10 protein-coding genes are annotated in these 16263 nt (G+C 71.2%); 1 reads left to right on the top strand and 9 read right to left on the bottom strand.

Going from position 1 to position 16263, the window contains the following annotated elements:
* Window positions 1-130: 130 nt before the first annotated feature.
* The 4 genes from ACFWWQ_RS02435 to ACFWWQ_RS02450 are packed head-to-tail and all read right to left on the bottom strand — an operon-like array spanning window position 131 to window position 4071.
* Window positions 131-1369: a M20 family metallopeptidase gene (locus ACFWWQ_RS02435; protein WP_384588788.1), complete on the bottom strand. Its 1239-nt coding sequence runs from the start codon at window positions 1367-1369 to the stop codon at window positions 131-133.
* Window positions 1366-2118, bottom strand: coding sequence for an amino acid ABC transporter ATP-binding protein (locus tag ACFWWQ_RS02440; RefSeq protein WP_384588871.1), 753 nt, complete (start codon window positions 2116-2118; stop codon window positions 1366-1368). The genes ACFWWQ_RS02435 and ACFWWQ_RS02440 overlap by 4 nt, the downstream gene beginning before the upstream one ends.
* An 8-nt stretch (window positions 2119-2126) precedes the next feature.
* Window positions 2127-3116, bottom strand: coding sequence for an amino acid ABC transporter permease (locus tag ACFWWQ_RS02445; RefSeq protein ID WP_384588791.1), 990 nt, complete (start codon window positions 3114-3116; stop codon window positions 2127-2129).
* Window position 3117: 1 nt separating this feature from the next.
* Window positions 3118-4071: an ABC transporter substrate-binding protein gene (locus ACFWWQ_RS02450; RefSeq protein ID WP_384588795.1), complete on the bottom strand. Its 954-nt coding sequence runs from the start codon at window positions 4069-4071 to the stop codon at window positions 3118-3120.
* Window positions 4072-4596: 525 nt separating this feature from the next.
* On the opposite strand from ACFWWQ_RS02450, the gene ACFWWQ_RS02455 reads away from it, so the two are divergent.
* The gene (locus ACFWWQ_RS02455; protein WP_384588798.1) at window positions 4597-6432 is read left to right on the top strand and encodes an FAD-dependent oxidoreductase; all 1836 of its coding nucleotides are present in this window, start codon (window positions 4597-4599) and stop codon (window positions 6430-6432) included.
* A 64-nt stretch (window positions 6433-6496) separates the two neighbouring features.
* Here ACFWWQ_RS02455 and ACFWWQ_RS02460 read toward each other — a convergent pair whose 3' ends face one another.
* From ACFWWQ_RS02460 to ACFWWQ_RS02480, 5 genes are all read right to left on the bottom strand, one after another.
* On the bottom strand, window positions 6497-7780 hold the full coding sequence (locus ACFWWQ_RS02460; RefSeq protein ID WP_384588801.1) for a TIGR02679 family protein: 1284 nt from the start codon (window positions 7778-7780) through the stop codon (window positions 6497-6499).
* Window positions 7777-11943 (bottom strand): TIGR02680 family protein, encoded by a 4167-nt coding sequence (locus tag ACFWWQ_RS02465; RefSeq protein ID WP_384588805.1) that lies wholly within the window; start codon window positions 11941-11943, stop codon window positions 7777-7779. Before ACFWWQ_RS02465 ends, ACFWWQ_RS02460 begins: the two co-directional genes overlap by 4 nt.
* Entirely contained in the window at window positions 11940-13286 is a 1347-nt protein-coding gene (locus tag ACFWWQ_RS02470) for a TIGR02678 family protein (protein ID WP_384588808.1), read from the bottom strand. Before ACFWWQ_RS02470 ends, ACFWWQ_RS02465 begins: the two co-directional genes overlap by 4 nt.
* Window positions 13283-14836, bottom strand: coding sequence for a TIGR02677 family protein (locus ACFWWQ_RS02475; RefSeq protein WP_384588811.1), 1554 nt, complete (start codon window positions 14834-14836; stop codon window positions 13283-13285). The genes ACFWWQ_RS02470 and ACFWWQ_RS02475 overlap by 4 nt, the downstream gene beginning before the upstream one ends.
* 207 nt (window positions 14837-15043) lie before the next feature.
* The gene (locus tag ACFWWQ_RS02480; RefSeq protein ID WP_384588814.1) at window positions 15044-16201 is read right to left on the bottom strand and encodes a Dyp-type peroxidase; all 1158 of its coding nucleotides are present in this window, start codon (window positions 16199-16201) and stop codon (window positions 15044-15046) included.
* Window positions 16202-16263 lie beyond the last annotated feature (62 nt).

Here is a 16263-nt window from a genome sequence, read left to right on the forward strand (position 1 = left end):
GGCTCAAATTGTTGTGACCTTCTGTGCTTTCCCTCTCAGTTCTCCCCTCGTCTCTGGGGGTCCCCGGTGGTGTGTGTGGGACCCCCCCCCCGCCGGGGCCCAACCCGGCCGGGTGCGGGAGGCCGATGGGTCAGCCGGTACGGGCATTGCCGAGGCGGGCAATGAGGGAGGCGAGCAGGGCGATCCGGGCGGGAACGGATGTCACGTCGAGCCATTCCTCCGGTGAGTGGTCGGCCCCGCCGACCGGCCCGAGCCCGTCCAGCACCGGCACACCGCATCCGGCGATGAGGTTGGCGTCACCGACGCCGCCGGTCGCCGCGGCGCCCATCGGCAGGCCCAGCTGCTGCCCGGCCCGCAGAGCGTGCGCGAAGATGCGACGGGAAGCGGGCGTGTCCGGCATGGGCGGGCACACCTCCAGCTCCTGTACCTGAACCGTTGTGCCGGGAACGGTGGGGCGGGCCGCGGCGGCTTCGATCGCGGCGCGACCACGGTCCAAACCCGCGGCGGTGGGCGACCGCACCTCGACGCGCAGTTCCGCCTCGGGGCAGACGATGTTGGCCCGGCTGCCCGCACGCACGACGCCGACGTTGACCGTCGCGTCTCCCCCGCCGTCGTTGAGTCCCTCAAGGGCGAGGACCAGGTGAGCCGCCGCGAGGGCGGCATTCGCTCCCCGCTCAGGTTCGATGCCGGCGTGCGCGGCGCGGCCGGTGACGCGGAGCAGGTAGTCCGCGACGCCCTTGCGGGCGACGACGAGATCCCCGTTCTCCCGTGCGCACTCCAGCGCCAGCGCATAGTGCATACCGTGCGCGGTGCGTTCGGTGACGGGGCGGCTGGCCGGCGATCCGATCTCCTCGTCCGGGGTGGCGAGGAACACCACCTCGGCGTAGTCGTCCAGGCCGGCGGCGTGCAGGATCTCCAGGGCGGTCAGGCCGGCCAGCAGCCCTCCCTTGTCGTCGCTGGCGCCGGGGCCGTGGGCCCGCGAGCCGGCGATTCGGAACGGCCGTGCGGCGGCTGTACCGTCCTCGAAGACGGTGTCCATGTGGGCCGCCAACAGGATCCGCCGGCCGCCTTCGGCCTGCGGCAGGCGGCCGGCGTTGCGGGCCACCAGGACGTCACCGGACCGTTCGCCATGGACCGGCGGGAGCGCGATCCGTTGCGTGGTGAAGCCGATCGCCTCCAGCCGGGCCGCGGTCCACGCGGCGACGAGGTTGACGCCGTCGGGGCTGTAGGAGCCGGAGTCGATCGCCACCAGTTCGGCCAGATCCCGGAGGTAGCCGTCGAGCCGGGCTTCGGCCTGGGCCAGCAGCGCGGCCGTGACGGCCGGGTCGTCGGCGGGTGTGTCGCGGTGCTGCCGCGAGAGGGCGGTCACAGGACCTTGGACAGGAACGTGCGGGTGCGCTCCTGCTGCGGATCGGCCAGGACCTGGCGCGGCGGGCCGGATTCGACGACGACGCCTTCGTCCATGAAGACGGCGGTGTCGGCGACCTCGCGGGCGAAGGCGATCTCGTGGGTGACCACGACCATGGTCATGCCGTCCGCCGCGAGTTGCCGCATGACCTGAAGGACGTCCCCGACCAGTTCCGGGTCGAGGGCGGAGGTGGGCTCGTCGAAGAGCATGAGCTTGGGTTTCATCGCCAGGGCACGGGCGATGGCGACCCGCTGCTGCTGGCCGCCGGACAGCTGGGCCGGATAGTGGCCCGCCCGGTCGGCCAGGCCGACCCGGTCCAGCAGACGTTCGGCGTCGAGCCGCGCCTGTGCGCTGTCGGCACCGGCTACCTTGACCGGGGCATCCATGACATTCTGAAGGGCCGTCATGTGCGGGAAAAGGTGGAAGCGCTGGAAGACCATGCCGATGTCGCGGCGGCGCCGGGCGACTTCCCTCTCCCGCAACTCGTGCAACTTGCTGCCCTGCTGCCGGTAGCCCACGAGGTCACCGTCGACGGTCAGCCGCCCGGCGTCGACCTTCTCCAGGTGATTGATGCAGCGCAGGAATGTGGACTTCCCAGAGCCCGACGGCCCGAGCAGACAGCAGACCTGACCACGTTCCACGGTCAGATCGATGCCCTTGAGGACGTCGAGCCTTCCGAAGTGTTTGCGCACGCCCTCGGCGTGCACCATGGGGGTTGTCACGGTCGTCCCTTCTGGTGGTGCGGGCCGGATCCGAAGACCGGCAGACGAGTTGCGGCCCCGGCGAGCAGACGCCGCAGCGGGCTGGTGCGCCCGCTGCGGGTGGTGCCGCGTCCGTAACGGCGCTCCAGCCAGGACTGCGGGAGGCTCAGCAGCGTGACGAGGAGCAGATACCAGATGCTGGCCACCACCAGCAGGGGAATGACCTGGTAGTTCTGGGCGTACACGTCCTGGATGTTGGACATCAGGTCGTGCGCGGAGATCACCGACACCAAGGCGGTCATCTTCAGCATGTTGATCGATTCGTTGCCCATGGGCGGGATGATGACCCGCATCGCCTGCGGCAGCACGATGCGCCGCATGGTCAGCGCCGGCCGCATACCGAGCGAGTACGCGGCTTCCGTCTGCCCTTCGTCGACGGACTGGATGCCGGCGCGGATGATCTCGCTGGCGTACGCGGCCTCGTTGAGCCCCAGGGCCAGCAGCGCGGCCACCGCCGGCGTCAGCAGGCTGTTGGTGTCCACCTGGAGGAAAGTGATGTGCGTGAACGGGACACCGATCATCACGTACTTGTACAGGGCCCCGGCATAGCCCCAGAAGATGATCTGGACAAGCAGCGGGGTACCACGGAAGAGCCACACGAACGCGGTGGCCAGGCTGTACAGGACGGTATTGGCCGAGCGCCGCATCACGGCGACGAGTGTGCCGAGCGCCAGGGCGAGGACCATGGCCGCGGCGGTCAGCCACAGGGTCGTGACGAGGCCGTCGAAGATCAGGCCGGCGAAGAGGTAGTGGCCGACGATGTCCCAGTGCAGATTGGCGTTCTTGGCCAGCGACCCGACGAGTCCCGTGAGCGCGGTCACCGCCACCACGGCGGCGATCCACCGGCCCCAGTGCCGCACGGGCACGGCCAGGAGGTCCTGCGGCGGCGGCCCGTCGGACCGGACGGCGTCGGTGCCGGCGGGCCCGGGTGCGGTAGTTGCTGCCATGTCAGGACACCATCCCGTTCTTCGTGGCCTGCTTCACCGCGATCGACGCCCCGCCGTACTTGTCACAGATCCTGGTGAGCGTGCCCTCGTCGATCAGCTGCTGAAGTGCCTTGCGGATGGCTTCGGTGAGCTGCGGAAGGTTCTTGCTGACGCCGATGCCGTTGGGCGTGGCTCCGTAGCCGGCGCTCGCCGAGGGGTCGTCGACCACCTCGAACGCGCCGCCGCCGTCGGCGGTCTTGGCCGTCCAACCGGCCGCGGGCTTGGTCAGCACATCGGCCACGACCTTGCCCGAGCGCAGCGCGAGCTGCGCGTCGGAGTCCTTGGGGAACGTGTGGATGCCGATCTGCTGCCTGCCCGCAGCTTTGCACGCGGCCTGGTGGGCCTGGAGCAGCTGAAGCTGGTGGGTGGCGGCCTCGACACCCACGTTGCGGCCGCACAGGTCGTCCAGTTTCGTGATCCGGGCCGGATTGCCCTTGGCGACCAGCACCCCCGAGCCGGAAACCGAGTAGTCCACGAAGTCCAGGACCTGCCTGCGTTCCTTGGTGTCGGTCAGCGCCGACATGGCGACGTCGAACTTCCCCGCCTGGACGGCCGGCACGATGCCGTCGAACTTCTGCGGCGTGAAGGCGAACCGCACGCCGAGCTTGGCGCCCAGCGCCTGCCCCAGGTCGTAGTCCAGGCCGGTCAGGTCCGGCTTGCCCTCGGTGACGAACATCGCGAACGGCGCGTAGGGCACCTCGGTGGCCACCCGCACCGTGTTGCTGTCTTTGCTGGCGGCCGGCAGCACATCGTGGAGCGTCGCATCTCGGGTGATCTGCGCCCCCGCGACGGTGACGCGGGCGGGCGGCGCCGCGGTACTGGCGGCTTGACCGCCGCACGCGGTGAGTGTTGCCACGGCCACGGCCGGCAGAACGGCTGCGGCGGTCACGTGGCGGGTCGGGCGGGTGTGCACCACGGTCGAATCCTTCCTCTGACGTACTGCCGGCGGGAGACGCCGACGACGAGCACGAAGAGGAAATTACATGGAGCCCATGAGATTGGGTAGATGTAACGCACGTTACGTTCCAGTGAAGCGTTACGAGGACCGGCCCCCCGCCCACCATGTGACGATTTACCAGCCCCTCTTAAGGGAGCGCGAAGACACTTCCCCCGGAGACGGTGTTACGTGACATTGCCACCGAGCGGCGCCTGTAACACCTGTTTCCACACGACCTTCCCCTCCCGACGCACCCGCGACACCCCGCCCGGTCTCGGATGCCGCCCATGCCCCCCAGGACGCCCGGCTCGGCTTGCGCAACGCCTCGGCGATCCGCCGCGCGGACCAGCGCCGCGCCTCAGATGCGCGCCACGGCTACGCGTCGCACGCCCGGCCTTGTGTGAACACGCCCAACGTCGCCCCTCTCCGCGCTTGTGAGAATACTGTGAGTGACAGAGGAAAGGGCTTCCGGCTTCCGGAGCCCCTCTCTACGCTCCAGTGCCCATGACAACGGAACACGCGCAGCAGTCCGAGGGGCGCGACGGACACAGCCGCAGACGCTTCCTGGCAGCGACCGGTGGAGCGGTCGCCGGAGTCGTCGGCGGGGTGGCGATCGACGCCTCAGGGGCTGCCGGCAGCGCGGCCGCGGCCGCCGCCGGCAAGCGCGTCGCCGTCCTCGGCGGCGGAGTATCCGGCCTCAGCGCCGCCCACGAGCTCGCCGAACGCGGCTACGAGGTCACGGTCTACGAGTACTACGACACCCTCGGCGGCAAGGCTCGCTCGATGAACGCCCCCGGGACCGCGGTGGGCGGCCGCAAGCCGCTTCCCGGCGAGCACGGCTTCCGCTTCTTCCCCGGCTTCTACCGGAATCTGCCGGACACCATGCGCCGCATCCCCTTCCCCGGCAACGCGAACGGTGTCCACGGCAACCTCCGCAGCGGTACGGAGGCGCTGTTCGCGCGCGGCTCGGGCCGCCCGGACCTGCACTTCCCGCTCCGCCGGGTGACCACTCCGCCCGCCCTCGGCGACCTCACGCCGTCCTGGATCCGCGACCAGATCCTTTCGGTGCTGGACCTCGCCACCCACCTGCCCGCCCATGAGGCCGCCTACTTCGCCAACCGCCTCCTGGTCCACCTCACCAGCTGCGACGCCCGCCGCGAGGGCCAGTGGGAGAAGGTCACCTGGTGGGACTTCATCCGGGCCGGCGAGATGAGCCGCGAGTACCAGGTACTCCTCGGCATCGGCCAGACCCGCAACCTCGTCGCCACCCGCGCCGAGATCGCCTCCACCCGCACCGTCGGCCGCGTCATCATCGAGGCCCTCCTCCTGTGGGGCCTGCTCGGCCGCGGCATGGACGGCGACGCGGACATCGACCGGGTGCTGAACGCCCCGACCAGTGAGGCGTGGATCGACCCCTGGGAGACGCATCTGCGCTCCCTGGGCGTCACGTTCGTGCTCGGCACCGAGGTCCGGGAGGTGGTGTACGGCGGCGGCCGGGTGACCGGCGTACGAGTGGCGACGCGCGACGGCGGCCGACAGCGCACCCTCACCGCCGACCACTACGTCTGCGCCCTCCCCGTCGAGCACGCGCGCGCGACCTGGGGCCCTGGCCTGCGCGCCGCCGACCCGCAGCTCGGGCGGTGCGACGCGCTGAAGGCGGACTGGATGACCGGCGTGATGTTCTACCTGCGCACGCCCACCCCCGTCGTGCACGGCCACATCAACTGCCTCGACTCACCCTGGGCCGTCACCGGAATCGGCCAGACGCAGTTCTGGGACGTCCGGGACCTCTCACGCGACTACGGGGACGGCCAGGCCCGCGAATGCCTGTCCACGATCATCTCCGAGTGGGACAAGCCCGGCATCCTCTACGGCAAGACGGCCCGCGAGTGCACCAAGGACGAGATCGTCGCCGAACTGTGGGCCCAGCTGAAGGACGGGCTGAACGACTCCGGCAAGACGACGCTCAGGGACGAGGACCGGCTCGGCTGGTTCATGGACCCGGCGGTGACGGGCCTCGGCGGCCCCGACCCGCAAAACCGCGAACAGCTCCTCATCCACCCCACCGGAACCCTCTTCCACCGCCCGTCGGCGAGGACAGCGGTGCCGAACTTCTTCCTCGCGGGCGACTACGTCCGTACGGATGTGGACCTGGCGACCATGGAGGGCGCCAACGAGTCCGCGCGACGCGCCGTCAACGCACTTCTGGACGCGGACAGTTCGAGCTCCGAGCGGTGTCACATCTGGGAGTTGTACCGGCCGCCGGAGATGGAGCCCCTGAAACGGGTCGACGAGCTGCGCTACCGACTGGGGCTGCCCAACACCTTCGACCTCGGGTAGCACCCGGCACCACGTTGCGCCGGAAGGGCCGCCGCCCCGGGCGGCCCTTCGGCTGCCCGGGGCGTCACCCGAGCGTCACGGCCGGCCGGGGCTGCTCCCGCTGAACCCTCACAGCGAGGTCCTCCAACAACACATCGGCCACCAGTTCCTCGACCACGGCGGTGCCGTGCTCTGCCATGGCCTCGGCCAACTCGGTATCCCACGGCGCTTCGGTGATGCGCCCAGGCGCAGGACCACATGGGGTGAGTGCGACCGCGGTGCGGTAGTCCGCTGTCGTCATACGCCAGGGGCGCGCCGGTGTCTTGTCCAGGACGTACGCGGCGATACGGATGCCTTCGCCGTCGAAGTCGCCGTGGTAGCGGAGAGCGGCGCCGTGGTCCGCGAGCATGCGCAGGAGTTGGATCGCGGCGCTGTTGGGCCAGCCGGACGTGCAGACGAGCGGCGGGCAGTCAGGGCCGAAGCGGCGTAGCGCCAACGCCAGGATGCTGGGGTTCTCCGCGATATGGACGACAGGTACAGGAGCCGCGGGCAGGGCGAACTCGCCCGCGCTCCGGACATGGGCCAGGGTCACACTGGCGGCCTGCCCCGCCTCCGTGCACGCTGCGGCCACCCGGGCGAGCAGGCCGTCGCCGGCCGGGCGCAGGCCGCCGACGAGGACGGTGGCGGACAGCTCGTCATCGGCGACACCCGCGCGACTCCACAGTGCACGCCGGCCCACCGCGGAGTGCGGCGGGACGGTGTCGTACAGGATCGCCAGGGCGCGAAGGACGAGTGTGGACAGGGGGGTGCCGTCGTCGAGTGCGTGCGCGTGACCGTTCAGGACCCGGGCGGCGAACACAGGCAGCGGTTCCGCCTGGCCGGGCAGTTCCGCGAGCACCTTGAGCGCGTCGGTGAGCAGCGCACGGGTGCGTTCCACCGAACCGCCGACCAGTCCTGCCGCCCGGCAGGAAGCCGCCCAGTCAGAGAGCACGGGCTGGGCCCGTACCGTGTCGTGGCCTGCCAGCCAGGTCCACAGCTCGGCCCGTTCGCCTTCGTGGCGGCGCCGCTCGCCCGCTCTGTCGCCGACGGGGCCGACAAGGTGGGTGACGACCTCTCGTACCGTACGGCCGGACAGCTCGGTGACGGCCTCTTCCAGGCGGGCGAGTGAGACGGAGGGACGAGGTTCCGGCAGGCGGTCGAGGCCGAGGAGGTCGGCGAGGGCTTCACGCTGGGTGTCGTCGAGCGGCCCGAGACGCACTCGTGTGACGGGACGGCCGGTGGAGAGGCGGCTGTGGACCGTGTGCCAGAGCGGACGGAGTGCGGAGCGTTGGAGGGTGGCCTCGCCCGGGGCCGGTTCCGTGGTGGTCATCCCGCCTCCAGGCCGGCGCCGTTCCAGACGAAGCGCGCGCTGGTGACGGCATCGTCGTCCCCGTCGGTGAGGAGTTGGTGCACGGCGATGCCGGGCAGCTCGCTGTAGGTGGCCCACTCGTGGTCGGAGGTGATCACGAGGTCCAGGTCGAGTGCGGTGAGCAGGGCGAAGACCTGACCTCGGTTGACCGTGTCGACGCCGACGAAGACCTCGTCGAGAAGGATCGGCCGGGGTGCCAGGGGGACGGCCTCGTAATGGGCGGCGACTGCGGCGAAAAGCGGCAGATGCAGGGCGATGGCCTTCTCCCCGCCGGACAGTGCACCGTGCAGTTTCTTGGTCAGCGGCTGCCACCCGGTTCCGTTGGCTCGGTCGAGGCGGACGGTGAAACGGTGCCAGGCGGTGTAGTCGAGCACCTCGCCGAGGTGTTCCTCCCAGCTTGCGGCCGCGTCACCTCCCTTGGCCTCATCGATGCGGGCACGGAAGAAGGTGTGCAGGGCGTCCCGGTCGGACTCGGTGACCCGGCCGGGATCCTTCAGCAGCAGCTGACGGGCCGTGCGGGTGCTGTCGGGAAGGTCCGGACGGACGTCCCAGACGAGTTGGACCGCAACGTGGGAGGCGGTACGAACCTGCTCCAGATGCCCGTTCATGCGGTCGACGAGCTCGCCGGCCTGACGCATGCGGGCCGCGAGGTGGCGGCGGATGTCGCCGGTGAGGATCTGGTCGAAGAGGCGCCGCTCGGCCGTGGTGATGTCATCACGGCTACGGTCGCGCTCTTGGGTGAGCGAGGTGAGCAGGCCCGACGCCCCCACACGTACGCCGTCCAGCGTGGCGGTGAAGAGCTGGATGTCGTCGTCGGGCTCCAGCTCCAGATCGGCACGGGTACCGAGGCGCTGGCGGGCCTCGTGGACGGCTTCGGAGAGGCGGGTCGCGGCGTCGCCCAGGTTGCGCGGAGCGTGCGGGATGCCGGGCCACTTCGCTGCTGTGGCGCGGGCGGCCTCCAAGGTGGCCCTGGTACCGTCCGCAGCGTCGAGTTCCGGTGCGGTTCCGGCGTCCTCGGCCAACCCGACCAGGCACAGGTGCCGGAAGCGGTGCGCCGCACCGTCCCGGTTCTCCACGGCCCTTTCCCGTCGTTCGGCGTCCTGTCCGCTCGTGGCCCGCAGTTCCCCGATGCGGCCCTCCAGCCCCACCAGGCGGTCGTTCGCCCGGCGGGCCTCGTTCCGGCAACGGTCACGCTCGGCGCGCGCCGCCGCGACGCGCGCGACGATCTGCCGGTAGTCCTCGCCGACGGTCGCCTCCACTGCCTTCAGGCGGGCCGTCCACCCAGCCGCCTCCGCTTCGGCGGCAGCTGCGTCCCCGGCCCGCTCCTCGGCAATGCGGTGGGACCGGTCCGCCTGCGCGGCCGCCTGCTGAGCCCGGTCGGCAGCGGTGGCCGCGGTGAGACGGGCGTCCACCCAGCTGTCGGCCCGATCCCGGAACGTTTCGATGTCACCGACGAGTACGCGCAGCCGGTCGCGGTCCGTGGGCAGTCCGTGTTCGACGGCCCGGCGGCTCAGCGTGCGTGTGGCCTCCGCCACCTCGGTCTCGCGCCGGGCCAGGTGCGCGGTCGCGTCACGCACTGCGTCGTCCCGGGCGGCCACCTTCTCCTCGGCTCGGTCCCAGTCCCGTCGACGGGCGTCGAGTTCCCGGTGGTCGGGCCGGGCGGCTCGGTCGGCTTCCAGCCGGGCGGCGCGGGCATCGAGAGCGTTCAGCTGATCGTCGAGAGCGGCGAGGGCGGCGGCCGTCTCGCCGAGGTGCTCGGTCAGTTCGCCGATCTTGCGCTGCCGGGCCCGTTGCCGCGCGAGGGCGCCGATGTGGGCGGGTTCCGGCTTGCTCCAGGTCCCGGTGGCCGGCTCAAGGCGCCAGGCACCGCCGGCGGAGACGGCCGCGGGGTGGCCGTCGGGCAGAGTGCTGCCGTACGCGACACTCGCGAGGATGCGGGTCACGGTGCCGGCCGGCACCGGGATGTCCTCCTCAGGCATCAGCACCTCCAGCAGGCTGGGCCCCGGTGCGGTCATGCCGAGGGTGGCCTCGGCATAGGTGTCGTGACCCGGGAGTGTGAACCCGTCCGAAGGACTGACCCACGCGTCCAGCAGGCCCGACGCTTCCAGTGCCGCCTCCACCGCGGCCTGGACGGGGAGCGGGACGCCTGCGCGGAATGCCACCAGGCGCCACAGCGGTGCTCCCGCCGCCGTTGTCCGGACGGCGGTGCGGGTGGGCGCAGGGGGCGGCGGGAGGTCGGTTTCACCGCTGAGCAGTCGCACCTCCTCCTCAAGCTGGTCCCTCTTCTCCCCCAGCCGTTGGCGTGCGGCTCGGACACCGGCCTGCGCCGTGGCGATCTCCTGGTCCAGCGGTCGCGCGGCGGCCTCGGCCAACGCCCGTACGTCGGCTTCGACCGCTGCTCGCGCCGCCAGTTCACCGGGGTCGGAGAGGTGCAGTTCCGTGCAGTCCTTCGCCCAGGCAAGGAGCCGTTCCACCTGTGCGGCGAGGGCGTCGTCCCAGGCTGCGGCCGCCTCACCCCGCCGGGCGATCGCCTCCGCGAGCCGGGTACGCGCTCCCTCCAACAAGCCCTCGGCCGCGCCCCGGTCACGTACCGCCCGGTCGTGCTCGTCGATGGTTTCGGTGATGTCGGTGACCTGCTCCCGCCGGGCAGTGACCGCGCCCCGCAGCAGGCGGCGGGCTCGGCCGGCTCCCTCCTTGCCCACGGGGTGGGGAACGAGGACGGGATCGCCGGACCGGCGAGGGCCCGCCTCGTGTTCCGTGCCGTCGCGGAGGTGGGCCGCGGGCTCCGCGTCGAGGATCGCGTTCACCTCATGGTGGAGGGATTCCATACCCGCGGCGCGGGCCGATCTGCGTGCCTCGTCGGCGGCTGCCCGCGCATGCTCGTCGAACGTGCGGGCCCGGCTCGCCGCCTCGTCGGCGTCCCTCTGGTCCTTCTCCGCCCCGGCCTCAACGGACCGGGCGGTGGTGCGCTGCCGCCCAGCGGTCGCGACCAGGTGCTCGGTACGGCGGCGGAGCCCGTCGAGTTCCTCGCCCTGCTGGTACGCGTCGCGCTCTCGCAACCCCTCGATGGTCTCTTCCAGGGCGTGCGCCCGCGTCTCCTGTTCATCGCGCCGGGCCAGGGCCGATTCACGCTCCGCGAGCGCCTTTTCGTACTCCTCGGCGCTGTGGCGGGCGGCGCGGGTGAGGTCGTCCATCTCTGTGGTCGCCGAGATCAGCGTGGCCGCGCCGGCGCGCAGGACCCGGCGTGCGTACGCGCGTTGCCGGGAGGCGACCGTATCGGCCGCGGACACTTCGGCATCGAGCCGGTCGAGGTGGCCGCGCTGCCGGTCCAGGCGCTCGAAGCCCTCGGCGAGCTCGGTGATCTCTCCCTCGCCCAGCGGGGGCAGGGCGCGGGACAGCAGGGTGGACAGCAGGGACGGGTCGAGCCGTTCGGACAGCTTGGGCTGACGCAGTTGGAGCAGGGCGGACAGCAGCGACTCGTACCGCTGCTCCCCCATGCCGGCGAAGAGTTCACGTCGCACGGCGGTGCGGTAGTCGGTGGACGAGGGGTACACCTCACCACGGTCGCGCAGGGCGTCGACGAGGGCAGCGCGGGTCAGGGGCTGCCCCGACTCGTTGACGACGTGCACACCGCCGGGGTGAGCGATCCGGGAGCTGGTGGTGAAGTAATCGGCGTGTGCCGTGCTGGTGTGCACACTCGCCTGCAGGCGGGCTCCGCAGCCGAACCACTGCTCGCCACCGTCGTCACCGATGCGGCGGAACTCCATCCACACGTACCCCACGCGGGTCTTGCCGGAGGTTCCTTCGCCGAGCATGTTCCAGTGCATGGTGCGTTCCGAACCGCCGAACGTGGAGAGGCGGTTGGGGCGAAGGCTGGCATCGAAGAGGAACGGGAGCAGCAGCTCCAGGGCCTTGGACTTGCCGGAGCCGTTCTGCCCGCGCAGCAGCAGGCGCCCTTGGTGGAAGGTGAAGGTCTCGTCGTAGTAGCGCCAGATGTTGAGGATGCCCGCACGGTACGGCTGCCAACGGCTGCGGGCGGTGCCCGCCGCTCGCGTGAGCGGCCGCTCGGCCGGCTCGGTGGACTCCTCCTGCTGCCGCTGGAGAGGAAGCTCTGTGACACTCACTGCATGTCTCCTTCTTCGGCGACGCCATCCGAAGCCGTGGTGCTTCCCGGCCCGCGCGGGCTCACGCCCTCCTCGGGGCCGCGCTCGCCTTTCGGCTGGGGGCTCGTCGTCTCTGTCAAGCGGTAGCGGTACGCGGCCGGGCACGCGAGGACGCGTCCTCGGGACATGCGGGCGAGCCCGGTGTCACGCAGTACGCGTACGGCGTCGTCGGCCAGCCGGGCCGCGCCGTCCTCGGACTGGTACGCCTTGGCCCAGCGCGGGAAGCGGCGCAGCAGATCCGCTCCGGCCTCGGCAAGCTGTACGGGCAGCATTCCCGCAGGTGCGGCGCAGAGCGGCTCAAGCAGGAGCAGCGCGGCGACGCGTGCGGTGGAGGTGTCGTCGGGGAAGCGGACATCGGTGGCGATCGCGTCCGGGTCCACCAGGAGAAAGCCCTCTGCCCGTTCCTCCAGGAGGAAGCCGGCCTGTTCGGCCGAGCGACGCATGATCTGGCGTCCGGTCAGGGAGGTGAGGTACGACAGTTCTTCCTCGGCGAGGTCCCCCCGGTACAGCACGGGGTCGTCGAAGAGGCGTCGGAACACCGAATGACGCAGCCTCAGGTTGCGTTGTGCGTCCGTGATGGCGGTCTCGCCGTGCGCCTCCTCGACCGCCCCGTCGACGAACGCGCCGCCGTAGCGGCGCTCCCGCAACAGGCCCATGAGGAGTTCCTCGAAGCGAGCGGGCACCTCGTCAGGGGGCACGGCGAGCCGTGAGGCGCCAACCGGCGCGGCGGGCAGCCGCATCAGCAGGGTGGCGTCCACCCTGTACAGGACCTTCGCCTCCGTGGACTCGACGTATGCCTCGGTCGTCCCGTCCACCGCGCGCAGCACGTCGTACGACTCCAGCAGCTTCAGTACGTCGACGAACGCCATCCGCTCCGGTCGGTGGACCGGGTCGAACCCCGCCAGTGCGCGGTCGGCTGCCGTCGCCTGCACGACACGGTCGGCCAGCATGCCGAGGGTCGTCATCGGCATCGACAACAGCTCGGCGGCGGTCACGCACAGCAGGACGTAGCGACGGCGGTCGAACGGGGCCCGGCCGGAGCGCGCCCTGCGGGCGGGACGGGAACTGTCGGGGTTCGTACGGATCTTGGTGAGGCGGGCGTAACCGCGGCGGGGTTCCACGACCAGACCCCAGCCGCACGTGTAGTCGAACCACTGGGCCAGCGGCTCGCGACGGCGCCGTACGAGTCCGAAGCCGACGGGGTCGGCCGCCTCCGTCAGCAGGGGGCGGGCCAGGAGAAGACGAATGGCGCGCGCGACCTCCTCCCGTTCCGCGGAGGCCAGCTGGTTGGCGAGGGTGCTCACCCTGCCACCTCCTGCGGCGCGGCGCCGATGACCGGGAAGGCGTTCGCCCCGCCCACAGCGGTGATGCGGACGACGTAGTCCGGCCCCGTCAGTTCCCCCTTCGAGGTATGCAGTACCGCGGTGCGCTCGTCGAGTGGCGGCGACAGCGTGACCTCCACTCGGCCATCCCCCGTCATCGCACGCCGCAGACCCTGCGCATCCGGCCGGGCGGACAGGGCCCGGCCCACCAGGTCGAGCAGACGGTCGAAGGCAGCGCGATCCAGGTCACCGAAGGAGGAGAGCCGCACGGGGCCGTTCGTCTCCAGCGCCTGCCAGGCGCGCGCGAGTTCCGCTCGTTCCGCGCGGGCCCGCTCGGCACGCTCCGCCCTGACGGCCGCGACGTCCCGCACCTTGGCCGTGCGGGTGAAGCGCTCCGTCCGCCCGCTGGTCCGCAGCAGCACCGACACCGCCACCGGCGGCGCCTCGGCCCAGGAATGGGATGACGGGATCAGCTCCGGGTCGGGGTGGGCGAGGTGGGCATGGCGTGCCGGGCCGAGCCCGAAGGCCGCCGACCACAGCCGGTGCAGGTCCTCTTCCGCGGGGGCCGCCGCGAACCAGCGCGCCAGCTCCCGGAAGTCCTGCACGGCGCTGGAGGAGCGGCGCCGTGATTCATTGATCCGTTCCAGGACCTGCAGAAGGGAGACGATGGCCCGCCGGGCGATGTCGTGCAGTTGCTCGATCCGGGCTCGCGCTCCGTCGTCCGGCAGGAACCAGGCTTTCAGTCCCGCCCAGCGCGCCCGCCTGCTGTCGAGCCAGCCTGCCGCAGGGTCACCCCCCGTCGTGGGCGGCAGCTCGGCCCCACGCAGGGCCCGCTCGCGCAGCACGGCGATGCCCTGTTCCTCCACTCGGATCACGGCGGCGGCGACGGCCTGCCCGCGCCGGTCGAGGTTGACCAGAAACTCCTGCAGATATGCGACGGTTGCCGCCTTGACCTCGCGGAACACCTCCAGGTCCGCGCCCTCTGCGCGGAGGAGCCGTTGGAGTTGGCCGTTGAACGCCTTGGTGTTCTCCACCAGGGCTTCCAGATGTCCTTCCAGCTCCCGCAAGGTGCTGAAGATCCGGCGATCGGCCGAAGCGGGTTCGCCGGACAGCACGCTCAATTCATCGAGCCGGTCGGCGATCGCCTCCAGCACCGCGGTTTGCAGCGCACCCGTCGAGGCCAGAACCTCCAGTGCGTGCCGCACCCCGGCCAGCGCGGCCTCGCCCCGCCGGGTCAGGGAGTACTGCAGATTGCGCCGTTCGTACTCCTCGGCCGTGCGGTAGTTCTCCGCGTGGTTGTGGACCACGTCGAGGAGTTCCCAGCGCACCAGCCGCTTCAGCGCGTCGTGCAGTTCCTCGTCCTCGATGTCCGCGATCCATCCGGCCGCTCGCATCCGCTCGCGTACACCGTCCGGCCCGAGAGCCGTCTCCAGGTGCTCGCCGGCCACGCCGAAGGCTTCCAGCACCGCCCCGTTGAGGTCGGACTTCTCCCCCGTGGTGAATCGGAACATCTCCGGTGGAATCCTGCGCATGTCCGAACGTCCCCTCCGCGGCCGCCACCCCTGCGACACCTCGGCACCCACGGTAGGGGACATCTGTGGGGTCCTGCATCCGACGCCGGAGCTCCGGGAACCTCGCGTCTCTGCCATGGCCGAGATCCGCTCCGCACTTTCGAACGAACGAGACTCAGCACGCAGCTCGGTCTCATCACAGCCTCCCCGCCCTCAAGTTGACCGTGATCAGTCGAACAGCTGGGAACCAAGCGGGTGTTGCCGGTCGAAGCCGGGGAGGATCAGGAATGTGGCGCTGGCGGTTGTGGTGGTGAAGGGCAGCAGTGCGTCGGAGGTGTCCATGTGGGTGAGGGTGGCGGTGAAGGTCCGCAGGTCGTTCTGGAAGCTGATGAAGAGCAGGCCGGGGGCGGGCTCGTCGGTGCTGTAGGAGCGGCGGAGCATGAGCCCGACCCCGACCACGGTGGCGTGCGCTCTGCGCACGTGGGCGTCCGCGGGGACGAGATAGCGCCCGTCTGGTGTCTTGGCTCCGATTTCCGGGCCCGAGGCGGCGGTGCCGCCGGAGAGGGGGACGCCGCTGGCCCGGCGCCGCCCGAAGACCGCTTCCTGTTCGGCTACGGACAGGGCGGCGAACCGCGGCAGGTCGAGTTCCATACGCCGCAGTACGGCAAGGGTGCCACCGGCGACCGCAGGGGGCCCCGCCAGCCACAGGTCGCGTTGTTGTTCGGCGGTCGTGTGCGGGCCCACGATGCCGTCGATGAAACCCAGCGGGTTGCGTGGTGCGGTGAGGCCGTTGCCGACGGACACGTTCGTACCGCGGCGTGCGGACTGGCGCCAGCGTTCGCGGATGCGGTCACCGGCCTGGTCCAGAAGCGCGGAGGCGACGACCGGTAAGAGCAGCGCGTCGCTGTCGCAGATCTGTATCAGCAGGTCACCGCCGCGTGCTTGCGGGGCGATCCGCTCGCGGGAGAATCGCGGGAGGTCGGCCGCGCCGGGCAGCGAGGCACCGGCCGTGCGCACCAGCCGGGGGCCCACGCCCACGGTCACGGTGAGGTCGCCCGGCCGCAGGCCCAGCAGCCGCGTGTCGGTCCCCGCTGTGAGTGTGCGGATGGCCTGGCCGAGTTCGGCCAGTAACGGGCCGGGAGCCACGGCGGCACCGAGGTCCGCCACCACGGCAAGCAGGTGGGGCTGGGCCGGCTGGGGAAGCGTGATGCCTGCCTGATGGCGGCCCGTCGCCGGAACCGGCTTGGGCGTGGCCCCTGGGGCAGGGGCGTGCCGGCCTGGCTGGGCGGCGTCCGATGTGCACCCGGCGGTCAGACCGGCGGCCATCATGGCGCCGGTGACATCGAGGAACGTGCGGCGTGACGGGTGGTGATCGGCTCGGCGCATGGGGTGCAGAGTGCCACACCGCATCGTGCGTGCCGGTCAACCTCGCGATTCTGGCGTGGAAT

The sequence above is a fragment of the Streptomyces sp. NPDC059080 genome (assembly GCF_042739975.1).
GTDB lineage: Bacteria > Actinomycetota > Actinomycetes > Streptomycetales > Streptomycetaceae > Streptomyces > Streptomyces benahoarensis.